The sequence below is a fragment of the Variovorax sp. YR266 genome (assembly GCF_900107295.1).
Classification (GTDB): domain Bacteria; phylum Pseudomonadota; class Gammaproteobacteria; order Burkholderiales; family Burkholderiaceae_C; genus Variovorax.
The window spans coordinates 387,843-407,015 of record NZ_FNPM01000001.1 but is presented as its reverse complement, the minus strand read 5'-3'; the positions used below and the strand labels follow the sequence as shown (position 1 = coordinate 407,015).

At 68.8% G+C, this 19,173-nt stretch carries 18 protein-coding genes; 6 read left to right on the top strand and 12 right to left on the bottom strand.

The annotated features are described in order from the left end of the window. Positions 1-4: 4 nt before the first annotated feature. From BLW48_RS01920 to BLW48_RS01910, 3 genes are read right to left on the bottom strand one after another with little or no spacing between them, the layout of a single operon-like run. On the bottom strand, positions 5-1,369 hold the full coding sequence (locus BLW48_RS01920) for an MmgE/PrpD family protein (protein WP_093172319.1): 1,365 nt from the start codon (positions 1,367-1,369) through the stop codon (positions 5-7). A 10-nt stretch (positions 1,370-1,379) separates the two neighbouring features. Beyond that, the gene (locus BLW48_RS01915) at positions 1,380-2,543 is read right to left on the bottom strand and encodes an acyl-CoA dehydrogenase family protein (protein WP_093049052.1); all 1,164 of its coding nucleotides are present in this window, start codon (positions 2,541-2,543) and stop codon (positions 1,380-1,382) included. A gap of 10 nt (positions 2,544-2,553) precedes the next feature. Beyond that, complete coding sequence (locus BLW48_RS01910) at positions 2,554-3,339, bottom strand: citryl-CoA lyase (protein ID WP_093172316.1); 786 nt, start codon at positions 3,337-3,339, stop codon at positions 2,554-2,556. Between the two features lie 107 nt (positions 3,340-3,446). Between BLW48_RS01910 and BLW48_RS01905 the strand changes: the two genes are divergently transcribed. From BLW48_RS01905 to BLW48_RS01895, 3 genes are read left to right on the top strand one after another with little or no spacing between them, the layout of a single operon-like run. Further along, on the top strand, positions 3,447-5,774 hold the full coding sequence (locus BLW48_RS01905; protein ID WP_093172314.1) for an acyl-CoA dehydrogenase family protein: 2,328 nt from the start codon (positions 3,447-3,449) through the stop codon (positions 5,772-5,774). Positions 5,775-5,817: 43 nt separating this feature from the next. Then, the gene (locus BLW48_RS01900; RefSeq protein WP_093172312.1) at positions 5,818-6,804 is read left to right on the top strand and encodes a Bug family tripartite tricarboxylate transporter substrate binding protein; all 987 of its coding nucleotides are present in this window, start codon (positions 5,818-5,820) and stop codon (positions 6,802-6,804) included. 3 nt (positions 6,805-6,807) lie between these two features. Beyond that, positions 6,808-8,307: a class I adenylate-forming enzyme family protein gene (locus BLW48_RS01895; protein ID WP_093172310.1), complete on the top strand. Its 1,500-nt coding sequence runs from the start codon at positions 6,808-6,810 to the stop codon at positions 8,305-8,307. Between the two features lies 1 nt (position 8,308). Here the strand turns inward: BLW48_RS01895 and BLW48_RS01890 are convergent, their stop codons facing one another. After that, a complete protein-coding gene (locus BLW48_RS01890) occupies positions 8,309-8,725 on the bottom strand; it encodes a nuclear transport factor 2 family protein (RefSeq protein WP_093172309.1) in 417 nt (138 codons plus the stop codon). Between the two features lie 218 nt (positions 8,726-8,943). On the opposite strand from BLW48_RS01890, the gene BLW48_RS01885 reads away from it, so the two are divergent. Continuing rightward, the gene (locus BLW48_RS01885) at positions 8,944-9,624 is read left to right on the top strand and encodes a hypothetical protein (RefSeq protein ID WP_093049069.1); all 681 of its coding nucleotides are present in this window, start codon (positions 8,944-8,946) and stop codon (positions 9,622-9,624) included. Here BLW48_RS01885 and BLW48_RS01880 read toward each other — a convergent pair. Then, positions 9,567-10,775, bottom strand: a complete 1,209-nt coding sequence (locus BLW48_RS01880) for a DNA topoisomerase IB (RefSeq protein WP_093172308.1) — start codon at positions 10,773-10,775, stop codon at positions 9,567-9,569. The two genes, BLW48_RS01885 and BLW48_RS01880, sit on opposite strands and share 58 nt — an antisense overlap. A 121-nt stretch (positions 10,776-10,896) precedes the next feature. Here BLW48_RS01880 and BLW48_RS01875 point away from each other — a divergent pair, with 121 nt between their 5' ends. Continuing rightward, a complete protein-coding gene (locus tag BLW48_RS01875) occupies positions 10,897-11,940 on the top strand; it encodes a purine-nucleoside phosphorylase (protein WP_093172306.1) in 1,044 nt (347 codons plus the stop codon). A gap of 10 nt (positions 11,941-11,950) precedes the next feature. Here BLW48_RS01875 and BLW48_RS01870 read toward each other — a convergent pair whose 3' ends face one another. The 5 genes from BLW48_RS01870 to BLW48_RS01850 all read right to left on the bottom strand — a co-directional run bounded on the left by BLW48_RS01870 (position 11,951) and on the right by BLW48_RS01850 (position 16,603). Further along, on the bottom strand, positions 11,951-12,634 hold the full coding sequence (locus tag BLW48_RS01870) for a TIGR02117 family protein (RefSeq protein WP_093172304.1): 684 nt from the start codon (positions 12,632-12,634) through the stop codon (positions 11,951-11,953). Between the two features lie 7 nt (positions 12,635-12,641). Continuing rightward, positions 12,642-13,835, bottom strand: a complete 1,194-nt coding sequence (locus BLW48_RS01865) for a Y-family DNA polymerase (protein ID WP_093049081.1) — start codon at positions 13,833-13,835, stop codon at positions 12,642-12,644. A gap of 119 nt (positions 13,836-13,954) precedes the next feature. Further along, a complete protein-coding gene (locus BLW48_RS01860; protein WP_093172302.1) occupies positions 13,955-14,560 on the bottom strand; it encodes a YiiX family permuted papain-like enzyme in 606 nt (201 codons plus the stop codon). A gap of 30 nt (positions 14,561-14,590) precedes the next feature. Further along, positions 14,591-16,078 carry a TRAP transporter large permease subunit gene (locus BLW48_RS01855; protein ID WP_093172301.1) on the bottom strand — a complete coding sequence of 496 codons (1,488 nt, stop codon included), beginning with the start codon at positions 16,076-16,078 and terminating at the stop codon, positions 14,591-14,593. Next, positions 16,079-16,603, bottom strand: a complete 525-nt coding sequence (locus tag BLW48_RS01850) for a C4-dicarboxylate ABC transporter substrate-binding protein (RefSeq protein ID WP_093049090.1) — start codon at positions 16,601-16,603, stop codon at positions 16,079-16,081. Between the two features lie 95 nt (positions 16,604-16,698). Here BLW48_RS01850 and BLW48_RS01845 point away from each other — a divergent pair, with 95 nt between their 5' ends. Then, entirely contained in the window at positions 16,699-17,262 is a 564-nt protein-coding gene (locus BLW48_RS01845) for a putative glycolipid-binding domain-containing protein (protein WP_093050349.1), read from the top strand. Here the strand turns inward: BLW48_RS01845 and BLW48_RS01840 are convergent, their stop codons facing one another. Further along, positions 17,263-18,255 carry a Bug family tripartite tricarboxylate transporter substrate binding protein gene (locus BLW48_RS01840; RefSeq protein ID WP_093172299.1) on the bottom strand — a complete coding sequence of 331 codons (993 nt, stop codon included), beginning with the start codon at positions 18,253-18,255 and terminating at the stop codon, positions 17,263-17,265. Further along, positions 18,252-19,172 (bottom strand): LysR family transcriptional regulator, encoded by a 921-nt coding sequence (locus BLW48_RS01835; RefSeq protein ID WP_093172297.1) that lies wholly within the window; start codon positions 19,170-19,172, stop codon positions 18,252-18,254. The genes BLW48_RS01840 and BLW48_RS01835 overlap by 4 nt, the downstream gene beginning before the upstream one ends. Between the last annotated feature and the right edge of the window lies 1 nt (position 19,173).

The window sequence follows — 19,173 nt, the reverse complement described above, 5'->3', positions numbered from 1 at the left end:
CGCTTCAGCCGATAAGCCAGCGCCCCACGCGCGGCGTATCGGCCAGTTGCCAGACCCGCTCGCACAGCGCCTTCGCTTCTTCTGCCGTCACGCCTTCGCCGTAGTGCGCCAGGCGCTGCATCTTGTCTTCGATCTCCGCGCGGTCCAGGCTGTTGCCGGGGTCGCCCTTCGGTTCATCCACACGGCCCTGCAGCGTGCGGCCGTCTTGGGTCTGCACGCTGACCTTGCCGATCCAGCGTGCGGGGTAGGCGGTATCGACTTCTTCGTCGAGCTGCATCGCCACCTTGTCGCGGAAGGCCGAGACCTCGGGCGCGAGAAAGTCGCGGTCGAACTCGCCTAGGCCCGCGCGGCCGTGCACGGCGATGAGGCCCAGCACTGTGCCCATCGAGAACTTGCCCTGGTGCACGGTGGCCGGCACGGTCACGCGGCCCAGCACGTCGATGGCGCCCTGGTGCACGTGCGTGGTCACGTGAGACACGTCGATGGGCTTCAGCTTGTTCTGCGTCATCACCTGCAGCAGCGCATCGGCGGCAGGGTGGGTGTGGCGGCAGGAGGCGTGGTATTTGAAGGAGGTCTCGGCCAGCGTCCAGCGCGTGCCGAGGCCGTCGGTGAGCTTCGCAGGGTCGGCGTCGCTCGACATGCCGACGCCCAGGCCCTGCGCGCCTTCGAGGATCTTCGCGGCGCCGGTGAAGCCGTCTTGCGCGAGGTAGGCCGACATCAGCCCGCTCGCTGCCGCATGCGCGCAGTGCAGCTGCTTGGAATCGGCCGCGTCGCGCAGGAACTCCCACACGCCGGCCGACTGCGTGCCGGCCGAGCCGAAGGCGTGCAGCATCTGCTGTGGCGTGAGGCTCAGCAAACGGCCCACCGCAGCGGCGGCTGCGAGCGTGCCTGCAGTCGCGGTCGTATGAAAGGTCTTGTAGTGCGAGCGTCCGAGAAATTCGCCAACGCGGATGCCCACCTCGTAGCCCGCGACAACAGCCGTCAACAGCTGTGCGCCGCTCGCACCGATGCTCTGCGCCACGGCCAGCGCAGGCGCAATCACCACGGCGGCCGGATGGAACACCGAGCCGTTGTGCACATCGTCCTGCTCCACGAAATGCGAGGCCGCTGCATTGACCAACGCAGCGAACACTGGCGAGCTGGTGCGGCGCGAGGTCAGTATCTCGCTGGGTCCGTCGGCGGGGCCCATCATCTGCGCGAAGCGTTCGATGCTGCGCACCGGCCGTGCGGTGCGGGCCGCGAGCACGGAGCCCAGCCAGTCGAGCATCAGGTCTTCGGTGCGGCGCAGCACGGGGGCGGGGATGTCAGCGAACTGCAGTTCAGCGGCGAAGGTCGCGAGCACCTTGCTCGGATGGTCGACTGGGTTCATGTGCATTCCTTCAGAACGAACGGGGCAGGCCGAGCATGTGCTCTGCCACATAACTCAGGATCAGGTTGGTCGAGATCGGTGCCACCTGATATAGCCGCGTCTCCCTGAACTTGCGCTCGATGTCGTATTCACACGCAAAGCCGAAGCCGCCATGGAACTGCAGGCACGCGTTCGCCGCCTCCCAGCTCGCCTTGGCCGCAAGGTACTTCGCCATGTTGGCCTGCGCGCCGCAGGGCTGGTGCGCGTCGAAGAGGCGACAGGCTTCATAGCGCATCAGGTTCGCCGCTTCCACTTCGATGAACGCCTCGGCAATCGGAAACTGCACGCCCTGGTTCTGACCGATGGGCCGGCCGAACACCACGCGCTCCTTGGTGTAGGCCGTTACCCGGTCGATGAACCAGTAGCCGTCGCCTATGCATTCGGCCGCGATCAGCGTGCGCTCGGCGTTGAGCCCGTCGAGGATGTACTTGAAGCCCTGGCCTTCCTCGCCGATCAGGTTCTCGGCCGGAATCTCGAGGTTCTCGAAGAACAGCTCGTTGGTCTCGTGGTTCACCATGTTCAGGATGGGCTGTACCGTGAGCCCCTTGCCGATGGCCTCGCGCAGGTCGACGATGAAGATCGACATGCCCTCGGACTTCTTCTTCACGTCCGCCAGCGGCGTGGTGCGCGCCAACAAGATCATCAGGTCCGAATGCTGGATGCGCGAGATCCACACTTTCTGGCCGTTGATGACGTAGCGGTCGCCCTTCTTCACCGCCGTGGTCTTGATCTTCGTGGTGTCGGTGCCGGTGGTGGGCTCGGTCACGCCCATCGATTGCAGGCGCAGTTCGCCGTTGGCGATCTTCGGCAGGTAGTTGCGCTTCTGCGCTTCGCTGCCGTGGCGCAGCAGCGTGCCCATGTTGTACATCTGGCCGTGGCAGGCGCCGGAGTTGCCGCCGCAGCGGTTGATTTCTTCCATGATCACCGAGGCCTCGGTCAGCCCCAGGCCCGAGCCGCCGTACTCCTGCGGGATCAGCGCGGCCATCCAGCCGGCCTTGGTGAGCGCGTCGACGAATTCGGCGGGGTAGCCGCGTGCCTCGTCGATCTTGCGGAAGTAGGCATCGGGAAACTGCGCGCACAGGTCGCGCACGGCGTCGCGAATGTCGGGAAAGCTCTTGTCGTTGGCGTTGTTCATCGGTCGTTGCTCAGTCAGTCCTGGCGGGGCCGCCGGCTTCTTTCTCCACGCGTTGCCAGATCTCGATGGCCATCGGGTCGTCGATCTCCTCCAGGATGTGGCCCACGAGGCCGATGGCGCGCGCCATCACGCCGAAGCCGCGAATGATCTTCCACGGAAAGCCGAACTCGGCCGCAATGGCGCCGATGGCCCCGGTCGCGTTGATCGGCAGCGACTTGCCCGACACGCGCTCGGCTTCTTCCTGCACCGCCTGCATCAGCGCGACATAGTGCGTGGAGAGCCCGTTCTCCGCCGCGATCTGGAACAGGCGCGGCGTGCGCGGGTCGATGGGCTTGTGCAGCGGATGGCCAAGGCCCGGCACGATCTGCTTGTGCGCGCGATGGTCGGCCACGATGTCTTTTGCCATGTCGGCGAGCGGGCGCGTGGGCTTCTCGCCAAAGGGAATCGCTTCGTAGAGCATCTTCGCGGCGCCCTCGGTGCTGCCGACGAACACCGTGCCCAGGCCGCAAAGGCCGGCAGCCACGGCGGCTTGCAGTGCTTCGGGTGCGCCCGCATAAGTGAGGCGAGCAGCCAGCGCGCTGGGCGTGATGCCGTGCTCCACCAGCGTGACGACGATGGCGTTGAAGGTGACGGATTCCTGCGGCGTCGGGATGCGCCCTGTCAGCTCCAGGAAGGCCATGTCGCCGAGATTCAGGTGGCCGAGGATTTCCGAAGGCAGGTCGCGCCCGCGCACGGTGATCTTGTCGGGCGTGCTGTGGCCCAGCTCGGTGTGCAGGGATTTCTTGATTTTCGTCATGGCAGCGAATCTAGCCCGCCCTCGCGCGGGGTGGTTCTCTGATTGCGAAACCCTCCCTTCGGCAAATGCAAATGCTCGCTCGCGGGGTCTTCAGGCACGCTGCGGCGATGGATCTTGAATCACTTTCGGCAGTGCGCGAATCGGCGCTCGACTACTTCGTTCGCAGCCGCGCTATCCAGCGGCGGCGCGCATGCATGGAACAACCCGGTGCCGACGAGGCCGACGGCTGGGGCGGCATCGCCGCGCTGGGCTGGCCCGGCATGCTGGCGCCCGAATCGGCCGGCGGCCTCGCGCTGGGCCTCGACGGCGCGGCGGAGATCCTGCGGGCTGCGGGCGAGCATGTGGCGCCCGAGCCGCTGCTGGCCGTGGCCGGCCTCAGCGCGCTGCTGCTGGCGCGGCTCGGCACGCCGGGCGCGGATGCCCTGCTCGCTGAATTGGTCGCGGGCCGCAGCCTGCCCGCGCTGGCATGGCAGGAAAGCGCCGGCGACCTGAGCGCGGTGCCGCTGGCCTGCGGCTGCGAAGTACGGCCCGGGCACACAGGCGGCGTGCTGCTGCAAGGCGAAAAACTCATGGTGCTGCCCGGTGCGGCTGCCAGCGGCTGGCTGGTGTCGGCGCGCGGAGAGGACGATGCGGTGCTGCTGTGGGTGCCACGCGGCACCGAAGGCGTGACCGAAACGCTGGTGCCGCTGGTCGATGGCAGCCAGGCCTCGAACCTGCGCTTCGAGCAGGTGGCGTTGCCGCCCGGCGCGGTGCTGGCCGAAGGCCCGGCCGCGCAGGATGCGTTGCGCCATGCCCTTGCGGCCGGCCAGATCCTGCAATCGGCCGAGCTGCTGGGCGCGGGGCAGGCCATGCTGGCGCAGACGCTGGCCTACCTGCGCACGCGCTCGCAGTTCGGCAAGCCCATCGGCAGCTTTCAGGCGCTGCAGCATCGCTGTGTCGACATGTTCATCCACCTCGAAGTGGCGCAGGCCACGTTGAACGAGGTGCTGGCTCTGGCTGCACAGGGCTTGCCGGCGGACCGGATCGAAGCCGAGGCGAGTCGCGTCAACGCGCGCTGCACAGCCGCTGCGCTGCAGGCGTCGCGAGCATCGGTGCAGTTGCATGGCGCCATCGGCTACACGCAGGAGTGCGACCTGAGCCTGTTCTACAAGCGTGTGCTGTGCCTGTCGGCCTGGCTGGGCAACGTCAGCGCGCATCAGCGCCGGCATGCGTCGCTGTCGGGCGATGCGGAAGCCACGACGGGGGCGGCCGAGTGGCAGGGTGAGTTTCCGCGCACCGCGGACTGGTCCGCCATGCCCGAGGCCGACTTCCGCAGCATGGTGCGCGCCTTCCTGCAGCAGCGCTATCCGCCGCAACTGCGTTATCTCTCGCACCGCGCGCGCTGGAGCGAGATGCGCGAGTGGTATCTCACGCTGTCGGCGCAAGGCTGGATCGCGCCCGCGTGGCCGCAGGCGCATGGCGGCATGGGCCTGCCGGCGGACAAGCTCATCGCGTGGATCGAGGAGCTGGAGCAGCACGGCGTGGCGCGCGCGCCCGACCAGGGCATCGTGATGATCGGCCCGCTGCTCATCCAGCACGGCACGCCCGAGCAGCAGCAGCGCTTTCTGCCGCGCATCCTGAGCGGCGAGCATGTCTGGTGCCAGGGTTACTCCGAGCCCAATGCCGGCTCCGACCTCGCGGGCCTGCGCACCGAGGCGCTGCCCGCGCGCGACGCGCAGGGCGATCACTTCGTCGTGAACGGCCAGAAGATCTGGACCACGCTCGCGCAGGACGCCAACCACATCTTCATGCTCGTGCGCACCGACAAGGACGCACGCAAGCAGGAGGGCATCAGCTTCCTGCTGTGCGACCTGCGCACGCCGGGCATCACCATCCGGCCGATTCATACGCTGGCCGGCGAGCCCGAGTTCTGCGAAGTGTTCTTCGACAACGTGCGCGTGCCGGCAGAAAACCTCGTGGGCAAGCTGCATGGCGGCTGGACCATTGCGAAGGCGCTGCTGGGCTTCGAGCGCATCTTCCTGGGCAGCCCCAAGCAGTCGCAGTACGCGCTGGGCCAGCTGGCGCGGCTGGCGCAGGCGCGGCGCCTGTTTGCCGACCCGGTGTTCGCGCAGCGCTTCGCCGCGCTGCGGCTCGACGTGCTCGACCTGTCGGCCGCCTACACGGGTTTCGCGAGCATCGTGCGCGCCGGCAAGCCGCTGCCGGCTTCGGTGTCGCTGCTGAAGATCTGGGCGAGCGAGACCTATCACCGCATCGGCGCGCTGCTGGTCGAGGCGGGCGAAGAGCAGGGTGCCGTGGCCGGCGACCAGTTGCTCGACGGGCAGAGCTTCAACGTGCTCTCTCCGCTCATCGGCTCCACCGCCGCAATGATCTACGGCGGGACCAACGAGATACAGCGCAACATCCTCGCGCGCCAGGTGCTCGACCTGCCGGCCTGAGCGATGTAGCCGACGAAGAAATACACAACAGGAGACAACGCTCATGACATCGACTCACTTCTCGCGCCGACACCTCATGGCCGCGATGGCAGGCAGCGCGGCGCTGACCGCATTGCCGCACCGTGCTTTCGCGCAGCAGCCCTTGCCGCCGCTCATCAAGCTCGTCGTCGGCTATTCCGCAGGCGGCCCGGTCGACGGCGCCGCGCGCCTGCTCGCACCCGCGCTGAGCCAGGAGCTGGGCACGCAGGTCATCGTCGACAACCGTCCCGGCGCCAGCGGCTCGCTCGGCGGCGACGCGGTCGCCAAGGCCGCGCCCGACGGCACGATGCTGTTCTTCGGCGCGAGCCCGACCATCACCATCAACCCGAACGTGCAGCGCAAGATGGCCTTCGACCCGATGAAGGACCTGACGCCCATCGCGCCGCTGGTGGACTACACCAACGTGCTCGTCGTCAACAACGAAGTGCCGGTGCGCAACCTCGCCGAGTTGCTGGCCTACGCGAAGTCGCGGCCCGGCAAGGTGTTCTACGGCTCGGCGGGCGTGGGCGCCTCAAACCACCTGAGCGGTGCGCTGCTGGAGAAGATGACCGGCGTGCAGCTGACGCACGTGCCCTACAAAGGCAGTGCACCGGCGCTCGCCGACGTGATGGGCGGCACCGTGACCATGATGTTCGACATCATCGCCACCTCGAAGCCCTTCATCCAGACGGGCAAGGTGCGCGCGCTGGCCGTCACCTCGCGTCAGCGCAACCGCATGCTGCCCGATGTGCCGACCATGATCGAGTCGGGCGTGCCCGGCTACGACGTGGGCGGCTGGTTCGGCCTCTACGGCCCGGCGCGCATGGACCCTGCGCTGGTCGCGCGCATGAACGCCGCGGCGCAGAAGATGCTGGCGCGCGAAGACATCGCGCACCGGCTGCGCGAGCAGGGCTACGACGTGTGGTCTGGTGCGGCCGACCTGCTGGCGACGAAGGGCAGGTCAGATCGCCAGCTCTGGGCGACGGCGTCCAAGGGCATCGAGGCGGAATAGGCGATGCAGAAGATTCATCAGTTGTTGGAGGCACGCGCGGCTCACACGCCGGAGGCTGTCTTTCTTTTCGAACCCGCTGGGACGACGACGTATGCGGCGCTGCAATCGATGGTCGATGCCGCCGCAAACGACCTGCTGGCCGCCGGTGTGCGGCCGACCGACCGCGTGGTGCTGGTGGCCGAGAACTGCGCCGCGCATATCGCGCTGCTCATGGCCTGCAGCCGCGTCGGGGCGTGGTCGTGCGGCGTGAATGCGCGCATGTCGCCGGGCGAGATCACGGCCATTGCGGAGCGTGCGGATGCACGGCTTTGCTACTTCACGACCGGGGCATCCGAAGCTGCTGAAAGGCATGCGCAGAGGGCCGGTGCAGAGCCTTCCGCGCTCGAAGGCGTGATGCGCTCGGCCGTGCGTGCCGAAGCGCGCACCGAGCCCGACCCGGCATTGGCCGACACGGCCGCCATCATCTTCACTTCCGGCACCTCGGGCACGCCCAAGGGCGTGATGGTGTCGCACCGCGGCCTGCTGCATTTCGGCCGCGTCTCGGCGCAGGTGCGTGCGCTGAGCGAGCGCGACCGCGCCTACGCCTTCCTGCCGATGACGCACATCTTCGGCATCGGCACGGTGCTGATGGCCGCGCTCACGGGCGGTGCCGCGCTGGTGCTGCGCGGCAGCTTCTCGCCGGCCGACATGCTGCAGGCGCTGGCGCACGAACAGGTGTCGAACCTGCTCGGGCCGCCGACGATGTATGCGCGCCTGCTGGCCCACATCGAGGCGGAGGGCGTGGCGCCGCGCTTTCCGCAGCTGCGCTACGTCTACACCGGCTCGGCGCCGCTCGATCCGGCGCTCAAGCAGCGCGTGGAGCAGTTGTTCGGCCAGCCGCTGCACTATGGCTACGGGCTGTCGGAGTACGCGGGCTCGGTGTTTCTCACGCGCACCGAGTCGCCGCGCGCGGATACCTCGGCGGGCTACGCGGTGGAAGGCGGCGAGGCCCGCATCGTGACCCTCGACGGCAATGACGCCGCGCCCGGCGATACCGGCGAGATCTGGCTGCGCGGCCCCGGCCTCATGCTCGGCTACTTCCGCGATGCCGCCGCCACGGCGCAGGTGATGCGCCCCGGCGGCTGGTACGCCACCGGCGATCTCGGGCGCTTCGGCAGCGACGGCGCGCTGTTCGTGGTCGGCCGGCTGAAGGAAATGATCATCCGCTCGGGCTTCAACGTATACCCGGCGGAGATCGAGGCGGTCATCGGCCGCTTCGACGGCGTGCACCTGTGCGCGGTGGTCGGCGTGCCCGAGGCCGACGGCAACGAGCAGGTCGTCGCCTTCGTCGAGCTGAAGCCTGGTGCGGTGCTCGACGAGGCGGCTCTGCGCACGCACCTTGTCGAGCATCTGTCGCCCTACAAGCGCCCGGCCCGCATCGAGGTGATCGACGCGATGCCGACCACGGCCAACGGCAAGCTGCTCAAGCGCGAGTTGCAGGCGCGTTGCGCGCCGGTCGGCTGATTCAACCGAAGATCGCGGCCCGGCCCTTCTGCGTGTCCATGTACTCGCGCACCCGGGCGATGCGGCCTTCGCGCAGCTCGAAGACGAAGCAGTAGTCGTTGTCGTAGTGCCTGCCGCTGGCCAGCGTGGCCTGCATGCGCTCTTCGAGGATCACGGTGTCGCCGTCGCAGTACAGGTGAGAGAAGCTCACCGCGACGTCTGCGACGAAGAGTTTGGGAAAGGCCTCGACCAGGAAGTGCGCGATCGCAGCCGGTCCGATCATGTGGTCGGGTACGTCGAGCGCCACCGCTGTCGCGTTGCCTTTGGGCGCCAGCCATTCGGCGTCTTCGGTGAAGACGGCCTGGATGCGCTGCGGGTCGCGGCTCGCAAAGGCCTTCCAGGCTTCGGTGACGGCGCGCTTGTTCTGCTCTGGGGTCATGAGGATCGATCGGGGCGGGAGTGGACGGAGGCACGAAGGTAGAGGCAGGGCCGAGCGTCGGCGCGCCGTTTCCGGACATTCCCAACCGGTGGGCGGGGCCATCGTAGGCACGCTCCTACACCCGCACCCGGGGTCGGGCACGATACTTGTTAACTCCCCCGTTTCAGGAAGTACCTCGTGACCGTGCCGATGAACCCGACGCCCGTGGCTGCTGCGCAATGAAGGCCTCGCCCAGTGCGCGCAGCTGGATCGCCGCCGGCGTGCGCCACGAACTGCTCACACGTGCGTTGCCCGCCCTGCGGCACGACATGGCGGCGCCCGTCTCGGTGATCCGCATGGCGCTGCTGATGCTCAAGCGGCAGGTTGGCGCCGCCACCATCGACGCCGTGGCCTGCGAAGAGCGGGTGGCGCTGATAGACAACCAGGTGTCGGAGCTGATCGAAGCCGTCCGCTCGCTGCGCGATTGGGAACTGGCCACCACCGACGACGGCATCACCCGCAGCGCGCTGGTGGCGCAATGCGTGGCGCTGATGCGCTCGGCCTTCGACCTGCACGGCGTGTCGCTCGACGCCGATGCCTCGCTCGATCCGCAGGAAGACGAGCACCGCTGGCCTGCCGCGGCAGCCCTGCGCTATCTGTTCCTCGGGGCGTTGGGGTACCTGCACGACGGTGCGGCCGAGGCGGGGGCGATCCGTGTCGAGGCAGATGGTGCGAATGCACTGCGCCTCACGGCCCTGCCGCGCGAACCCGGTGGCACGCCCGCCGTGCTCGATGCGCACCGCGCACCGCGCGCCCTGGCCATCGACGCCGTCGCGCTGCAGAACCTGGCTGAAGACCTTGGCTACGCCGTGGCGCTGGATGGCGACAGCGTGCGCCTCGTGCTCGCGACCGGCAACTGAGTCTTGCTGTTGCGGCCTCGCGCTGCACGCCTCCCCCGTGGCGCTCGCAGGAAGGCCAGCAGCCGCCGTTCGGCCGCATGCAGCCCACGTGATGGCCTGGCCGTGCCGTGCCCAGCGATCCTTTCGAACAGTGCGCCGGTGGCTTCGTCGCCCTCCGAGAGCGCACTGCCCAGCGCCAGCACGGCAGGGTGCACGTACGCCTTCTTGCAGACTGCGGGCGTGTTGCCGAGTTGCCTGGCGACGGCCGCGAGGATGTCCTTTGCGCTGTAGCGAGTGCCGTCGGCAGCGGTGCGGCCCGGCTCGCAGGCCAGCCGGGTGAGTTCCAGCGCCTGCACGGTGCCGTGCCAGGTGCGGAAATCCTTCGCGGTGAAGCGCTCGCCTTGCGCGGCTTCGGCCAGGTAGTCGTTCACGTCGGTGGACGAGACGCTGCGCAGTTCGCCATTTCCGCCTCCCTCTGCATCCTCGTCCACGTACTGGAACAGCGCCTGCCCCGGCAGTTGCTGGCATTGCCGTACCACCCTGGCCACGCGCGGGTCGTCGAGCTTCGCCTCGTGCATCACGCCGCTCTTGCCCCGAAAGCGCAGCCGCAGGGCCTGGCCCTGCACGGCCGCATGCCGGTTGCGCAGCGTGGTGAGGCCGTAGGAGCCGTTGCTGCTCGCGTATTCCTCGTTGCCCACGCGCAGCAGCGTGGTGTCGAGCAGGCGCACCACCGCCGCGAGCACCTGGCTGCGGCCCGGCGCCTTCTGGCCCCTTGGCAATTGCAGGTCGCGCGCCACACGGGCGCGGATGCGCGGCAGCGCGAGCGCGAAGGCTTCGAGGCGGTCGAACTTGGTCTCGTCCTTCATCGAGCGCCAGTCGGCGTGGTAGCGGTATTGTTTGCGCCCGCGTGCGTCGATGCCGGTGGCCTGCAGGTGGCCGTTGGGCAGCGGGCAGATCCAGACCTGGGTGTAGGCCGGCGGAATGGCCAGCATGCGGATGCGCGAGATCTCGTCCACGTCGCGCAGCCATTGCCCCTTGGCATCGCGATAGCGAAAGCGCTCGCCGTGCTTCAGGCGGCGGATGCCGGGCATGTCGGGGTTCACGTAGACGAGGCCGTTGGCGATGGGCGTCGGCTTTGACGGAGGCTTTGCAGGAGTGGAAGAGTCCGGCATGGTGTTTGCGTGATGGCGTTACATCGCGCTTTTGCCAGCACCGACAATCGGCGGTTGTAGGACGCCGGACGCGCTTGTTGTCCTTGTCCTGCCGTCCTTGTCCTTCTTAACGGGTTCCAGAATGACTTCTTTCAAGCCCTCCCTTTTCACCGCCCGCTGGCTGGCCGTGCCCGCCGCGGCGCTGCTGTTCACGGCCTGTGCTTCCACTTCGACCCCGACCGCATCTGCCCCGGCTGCGCCCGTGAAGGTCAAGGTCTTCGTCGCCGCCATGTTCGAGATCGGCCAGAACACCGGTGACCGCGCCGGCGAGTTCCAGCACTGGTACGAGCGCTACTGGAAGGGCGCCAGGCCCATTGCGGTGCCCGGCGCACTGCAGCCCGTGTACTGCAACACCGACGGCGTGTGCGGCGCGGTGCTCGGCATGGGCAAGGTCAACTCGTCGTCGTCGATGCAGGCCATCTTGCTGAACCCGCAGTTCGACTTCTCGCAGAGCTACTACCTGATCTCGGGCGTGGCCGGCACTCCGCCCTCGCGCGGCACCATCGGCGAAGTGAGCTGGGCCACCTGGCTGGTCGACTACGACCTGGGCCACCGCTGGGCACCCGAAGAGAACAAGCCCGGCGAGCCGACCTTCATGCCGCGCAAGGGCTACGAGGAATACCGCCGCTTCAAGCTCAACCCCGACCTCGTGGGCTGGGCCATGAAGCTCTCGGCCGACACGCCGCTGAAAGACGCCGACTCGGCCCGCAAGTACCGCCTGCGCTACCCCGATGCCGCGGCCCGCCGCGCGCCCTTCGTGGGCACCGGCACGCACATGACCGGCGACACCTTCTTCCACGGCCCCGGCATGTCGAAGCAGGCGCAGTACATCGCCAAGCTCTACGGTGCCGACGACTACGTCATCACCGAAATGGAAGCCGCCGCCATCACCCTCGTGATCAAGCGCACCCACGGCACCGACCGCGTGATGAGCCTGCGCGGCGCCGTCAACTTCGACCAGGGCAGCCCGAAGGAAACCACGCTGCAGCACCTGGACCCTGCACCGGGCGAAACGGCCGGCGGCTTTGCCGAGACGGTGGAAAACATCGAGCTGGTGGGCAGCCGCGTGGTCGATCACATCGTCGCGAACTGGCCGCAGTGGTCGGCCGGCGTACCCAAGCCCTGAGCTTCGTCGCTCAGGGCCGCACCGGCTTCAGGTGCCACGTCACCGTGAAGTCGAAGGGCGTCCAGCGGCTGACGGTGACGCCCGAGCGCCGCAGCCCGCGCCCAGTCCAGGTGTTGCAGGTCTCGAAGAGGTTGTAGCCGCCTTCGGCTTCGTAGAAGGCGTCCTGGCTGTCGTAGTGCGCGCCCGCGATGGGCGTGGCCTGGCCCGAGGGCAGCGCGGCGCGCACGTAGCCGGCCAGTTGCGCGTACTGCGCCTGCGAGAGCGGCAGGCTGTAGGCGCCGCGCCCCAGCTGGTTGCGCCGCAGGTAGCTCACATGCATCAGCGCGCGGTTGCCGCCCGACAGAGCCCCGAAGGCGCGCGCCGCCGTCAGGTCGCCCCAGGTGGGCGTGTTCAGGTAGAACTCGCGGTCGCCCCAGCCGATGGCGATGAACTCGGCATCGGGCGGCGGCGCCTTGAAGTCTTTCAGCGGGAACACCTGCAGCCAGTCGACGGTGGCCGATCGGATGGGGAACACGTAGTCGGTGTGCACGCCGTTGCTCAGCACCCAGGCCTGCACGTCGGCGGCTGCATCGTTCGATGGCTTCGCATTGGCCGGCCAGAACACCAGCACGCAGGCCGTGGCTACGTAGAGGCCGACCAGTGCAACGAAGCCCAGCAGCGTGAAGGCGATGCGCCGCAGCCAGCGTTTCACCATGGCGTGTTCAGAACAGCGACGCGGTGGTCGCCGCCGGTTCCGACGCGGCGCGATGCGCACCGGCCCCGGCGGGCGCCAGCGCCTCGGGGCTGCCCGCCTTTGCCAGCGCGCCCACACGCACGCCCAGGAGGCGCAGCGGGCGCTCCAGCGGCACGCGTTTCAGGCACAGACCGCCCGTGTGGCGGATGGTCTTCGCGTCGTCCGTGAAGCGGTCGATGGTCTGGTCGCGCGTGGCGATCTTGAAATCGTCGTAGCGCAGCTTGATGCCGATGGTCTTGCCCACGTAGCCCTTGCGCTGCAGGTCGGCGGCGAGCTGCTCACACAGCTGCGTGAAGATCGCGCCCAGCTCGGCGCGGTCGCGCACCGCGTGCAGGTCGCGGTCGAAGGTGGTCTCGCGGCTCATCGACACGGGCTCGCTCTCGGTCACCACCGGGCGGTTGTCGCGGCCCCAGGCCACCTCGTGCATCCATGCGCCGGTGGCCTTGCCGAAGGTGGCAATGAGCCAGTCGCGGTCGCGCGCCGCGAGCTGGCCCACCGTTTCGATGCCGAAGCGCTTGAGCTTCTCGTCGGCCTTGGGGCCGATGCCGTTCACCTTGCGGCAGGGCAGCGGCCAGATGCGCGATTCGAGATCGTCCTCGTAGACGATGGAGATGCCGTTGGGCTTGTTGAACTCGCTCGCCATCTTGGCGATGAGCTTGTTGGGCGCCACGCCGATGGAGCAGGTCAGGCCGGTGGCATCGAAGATGGCTTTTTGCAGCAGTCGTGCCAGCGAGCGCCCGCCGTCGCGCTGGCCGCCGGGCACGTCGGTGAAGTCGATGTACACCTCGTCCACGCCGCGGTCTTCCATGAGCGGCGCGACCTCCAGGATGAGGTTCTTGAAGGCGCGCGAATAGCGCCGGTACTCGTCGAAGTCCACCGGCAGGATGATGGCCTGCGGACACAGCTTGGCCGCCTTCATGAGCCCCATGGCCGAGCCCACGCCGAACTGCCGCGCCGGGTAGGTGGCGGTGGTGATCACGCCGCGGCCGGTGTAGTCCTTCAGCAGCGGAAAGGACTCGACCGGAATGTCGGCCAGCGTGCCGCCCTCGGGCAGGTTGCGGATGGCTTCGTCCACGCGCCGCCGCCCGCCGCCGATCACCACCGGCAGGCCCTTGAGCTGCGGATAGCGCAGCAGCTCGACCGACGCGTAGAAGGCGTCCATGTCGAGGTGCGCGATGCGGCGGATCGGCGGTGTCGCAGGTGACGGTGGCTGGGTCTGTGAACTCACGGCCACGATTGTCTCGCGGTCGGGCGGCGTGTGCCCGTGCGGGGGAGATTCGGTCAGCGGGTTTCGACGGTCACGAGCAGCGGCGATTCGAACATCGCCACCGGCGAGATCACCGGCTCGTCCATCGGCACCTTGTCGCCATAGCGCTCGCGCATCTTGGCGCGCACCGCAGGGTCGCCCAGGTTGAATTCGCGGATCTTCTGCAGCTCGCCGATGCGCACGCCCAGCGCGCGCTGGTAGAGCTTCCACACGAGTTCGGAGCAGTAGATGCGCTTGTCGGACCATTCGAAGGTCAGGTCGTAGGGCCGCCCTTCGAAGTCAGAGGTGCCCGCGCGCAGTTTGGCCACTGCGCCTGGTGTCAGTAGCGTGTCGGCATTGCGCAGCCGCTTCACCACGTAGTGCCCGCCGTTGCCGCGCGCGGTCCATTGCGCAAGCGGCGTGTAGCGCACCGTCGACACCGCCTCGAACACATAAGGCTTGCCGCCCCGCAACAGCACGATGCCCATGTGGCTGTAGCGCGAGCCGGTGGCGCGCTGCACCGCGATGCTCTGCGCCGAACGCGAGGTGTGGAAGATGATGTCGCCGTCTTTCAACGCCGCCGCGTGGCTGGCGCTGAAGGACAGGACGAGCGCGAGTGCGACGGGGAGCTTGAATGTCATACGCCGCGCATTGTGCGGCACGCCGCGGCGCTATTTCTCCTCTGGTGGAGCGGCGCTGTCGCCGGTGTCGGGCGGCGCCATCTCGCGCATCAGGCGGTCCACCGCTTCATCGTTCATCGGCTCGGCGGGCGCGAGCGCGGTTGGCGAGGTGCGCAGCCAGCGCGTGGTCTCGGGCAGCGCCATCACCAGCGCGGTCACGGTGGCGAGCACCGCCAGGTAAGGCGCCAGTGCCCGCGCCACGGCAGCCACCGGCGGGCGCGGCGCGACCTGCCCGCGTGCCAGCACCAGCGCATAGCCAAAAGGCGGCAGCAGGAAGCCGGCCTGCAGCACCAGCAGGGTCAGCGTGGCGATCCATGCGGCGTCGTCGAGCTGGGCGAGCACCGGCGGCATGACGATGGGCACGATGAGGAAGATCAGCTCGAAGGCGTCGAGCACGAAGGCGCAGGCCAGCAGCACGGCCAGCACCGCCATGAGCCCGACCATGGGGTGGCCCTGCAGCGACAGCATGAGCCGCGCGATCAGCCCGTCGGTGCCGAAGCCGCGCAACAGCAGCGAGAAAGTGGTCGCGGCCACCAGCAGCGCATACAGCGCGCCGGTGAGCGCCATCGCGTCGTCGAGCACCTGCCACAGCACCGCCCGCGTGAGCTGGCGCGACACCAGGCCCCAGCCGAGCAGCAGCACGCAGGCGGCGGCCGCGCCCTCGACCGCGCGCACCCTGCCCAGCGTGACCAGCACGAGCAAAGCGCCGATCAGCAGGGGCACGAGCAGCAGCGTCCAGCCTTCGCGCGGCTGCATCGGCTCGCGCGGTGCTGCAGTGGCGGCGGGCTTGTTGCGCCGGGCGCCGAACCACGCGACCGCGAGCCAGCCGATCAGCAGCGCCGCTGCTGGCACCAGTGCGGCCTGGAGGATGTCCTGTGTGTTGACGATGCGGTTGGCATTGGCTGTGGGCAAGGCCAGCGTGCGCGCCATGTTCACGCCCTCGGTGTGGGCGCGTAGCATCGCGTCGCCGAGCAGCAGAAGCACAAGCGATGGCGGCACGATCACGCCCAGCGTGCTGGTCACGGCCACGAGCGCGGTGCGTTGTGCCGCGGGCAGGCCTTCGGCTGCCCAGCCCTTGCCGGCCGTGCGCGCCAGCGTCAGCAGGCTGGCGCCGACCGAGCCGTTCATCGGCGCGAGCATCAGCCCCAGCACCATGCCGGCCAGCTCCGATGCGGCGCGCGGGGCGACGAAAGCCAGCGCCTTGCGCAAGCCGTTGTACAGGTGCTCGGCCAGTGCCAGCCGGTTGAGCAGCGCGCCTACCAGCGCATAGAGCGCCAGCGCCTGAAGCAGGTCGTGCTCCAGCAGGCCGACGATGCGCCACGGCAGGTTCTGCAATAGCGCCGCATCGAACGCGCCCAGCGCCAGTCCGGCCAGCGCGCCCAGCGTGCACACGCCGAGCAGCACGGCATAAGTCGGCCAGCCGGTGGTCATCATCAGCGCCAGGGCCAGCGCGAGCAGGGCGAGTCCGAGCCAGGCCATTCAGTGCCCTCGTGGATGGCGCAGTTCGCGCAGGAGATCGAGCGCGCTCTGCACCGCCAGCAACACCGCGAGCAGCAGCAGCGCCACCTTGATCATGAAATAGCCGGGGTTGAAAGTGTCGGGGAACAGCTCGAACGCGGCCACCGAGCGCCACACCGGCACCGTGGCCGTCACGATCAGGAACAGCGCCCACGGCAGCACGCACAGCGCCGCGCCGATGCGGCGCAGCCGCGCAAAGCGCCCGCTGGTGTCGGCAGCCAGGTCGGGCCGCGCCACGAGGTGCGCGCCGCGGCGCCCGGCGTGCCGCAGCGCCACGGCCACGTACAGCGCGAACAGCCACTGCGCAAGGTCGTTGGCCTGCGTGGGGCCATTGCCCGAGCCGGCCAGGTCGCGCAGCGGCCATTGGGCGAACAGCAGCAGGGCGATTGCGATGGCAAAGGGCATCGCCGCGCGGTCGATCCAGTCGAGCCAGCGCGGGGCCGGCGGCGGGGGAGGGGCTGGAAGATCGGCAGATGGCGGCGTCATGCGACGCCGATAGTCTTCCCGGAACCTGACCACCACCTGCGGCCGCGCGGGTCATTGCTTGCGCGGTGCAGCATGCCGGTGCCATCATCCGCGCCATGCAAACAGTCGCCTCCATCCTTTGGCGCAGGCTCGATGTACCGGGCCACGACGCCTGCCGTCTAGAACGCAATGCCTCGGCCTGGCAACTCGATGGCGCGGCCGTGTTCCGACAGGAAGACGGCCGCATCGGCCAACTGCACTACCGCGTGCGCTGCGACCTGCACTGGCACACCCAATGGGGCACCGTGCGCGGCTGGCTGGGCGACGTGGCCGTCGATCTGTCGATTGCCCGCGACCCGCGTGGCCACTGGAAGCTCAACGACGAGGCGGTGCCCGACCTGTCGCACTGCGTCGATCTCGACCTGGGCTTCACGCCTGCAACCAACCTGCTGCAGTTGCGACGGCTCAACCTGGCGAAGGGCGAGGGCGCCGATGCTCCGGCGGCCTGGGTCGATCTGGATGGTGGTGGCGTGCTGAGCGAGCTGGCGCAGCGCTACGAGCGGCGTAGCGAGAGCGAATATGCCTACGAGGCCAAGCGCTTCGACTATGCGGCGACGTTGAGCGTGACGGAAGACGGCTTCGTGCGCGACTACCCGAGGCTCTGGGTCGCCGAGAAGTAATCAGTCGAACTGCGAGCGGTCGCCCGCGACCAGTTCGCGATTGCGCCGTCGATCAACCGCAATCTCGTGCGCAAAATCGTCGGTGCCACCACCGGCCGGCAGGTTGTATGCCCCACGCAGCCGCGCACGCACCACGCTGCTGTCCAGCACACGATTGATCTCCGCATTGAGCCGCTGCACCACCGCCGCAGGCGTGCGTGCCGGCGCGAAGATGCCGAAGAGCGAATCGCGGTTCGCCTTCTCGAAGCCCAGCTCCGCGAGCGTGGGAACCGCGGGCAGTGCCTCGATGCGAGCAGGCGCGCCGACTGCAAGCGCCTGGAAGCGCCCGCCTTCGATGTACTGAAGCTGCTGCGCCGCGACGTTGGTCGACAGCACCTCGAACTGTCCGCTCAGCGCATCGTTGAGTTGAGGCCCGCCGCCCTGGTAGGGGATGTGCGTGATGTCGGTGCGGCTCTGCACGCGCACCTGCGCCAGCACCAGGTGGCCGATGGTCGCCACGCCCGAGGTGGCCCAGCGCACCTCGCCCGGTTGCCTGCGCGCCTGCGCGATCAGCTCACCGAAGCCGTGCCCTGTGAAGGCCGGCGTGCCCACCACAAGCACCGGCGTGCGCATCACGCTGGCCACGGGCACGAAGGCGCGCTGCGGGTCGTAGGGCACGCGCGCCAGCAGCGGGTGCAGCGTGAGCGGGCTGATGGCGGAGAAGGCCAGGGTGCAGCCATCGGGTGTTGCGCGCGCGAGCGCATCCATGCCGAGACTGCCGCCCGCGCCGGGACGGTTCTCGATCAGCACCGGCACGCCCAGCGACTGCGCCAGAGGCTCTGCCAGCACGCGTGCCATGCCGTCGCTCACGCCGCCGGGCGGGTAGACCACGATCAGGCGCACCGGGCGGCTTGGCCATGGCGCGGCATGCGACACCTCCGGCAGCGCGCACATCGCCGTCGCGAGCGCGCCGCCCGCGCGCTGGATGAAATGACGACGCCGCAGCAAGCTCATGACCCCGGATTTTCGACAGCCAACCTGCGCAGCAGCTCCGCGAAATGCTGCGCGGGCAGGTTGTCTTCCTCGACGCGCGACACCAGCGTGAGCGGCGCATCGAGCTGGCCGCCATCGGCCAGCCGCGCATAGGCGATGGCGTGTGCGTGCACGCCGGTCATCGAGGCCGGCACCACCGACAGGCCGACACCGGCGGCCACTAGGTTCAGGTTGGTCATCATGCGATCGACTTCGGCCACCACGCGCGGGCGCAGGCCCTTGGCGTGGCACAGCGCTAGCAGGTCGGCATAGAGGCCGGGCGCGCCGGGGCGGCGCACGAGGATGATGCCTTCCTCGCACAGCTTCGCGAGCGGTAGCGGGCGCGAGGCCTTGTTGCGGCCGAGGGCAAAGCGATGGTCGCTGGGCATGGCAACGAGCACCGGCTCGCGCAGCAGCGTCTCGAACACCAGCCCCTCGGGCCGCGCGACCGGCACGCGCAACAGGCCGCAGTGCAGTCGGCCCGCGGCCAGCGCCTCGGTGAGTTCGGCGGCGTTGTCTTCGCGCAGCTGAAGCTCCACCGCGGGGTGCGCACGGCGGAACTCGCGCAGCGCCTCGGGCATGAAGCGGTGCGCCGCGGCCGAGCTGGTGAAGCCGACTGCGAGCGTGCCGGCCTGGCCCTTGACTACACGCACCATGCGCTGCTTCATGGCGTCCATGTCCTGCAGCATGCGCAGCGCCTCGGTCTGAAAGAGGCGGCCCGCGTCGGTGAGGGCCACGCCGCGCGGATGGCGGCGAAACAGCAGCACACCCAGCTCGCGTTCCAGCGTCTTGATCTGCTGGCTGAGCGGCGGCTGCTGGATGCCCAGTTGCTCGGCCGCGCGTGTCATGTGGCCGGTCTCCGCGACGGCGGCGAAGTAGCGCAGTGCCCGTATGTCCATA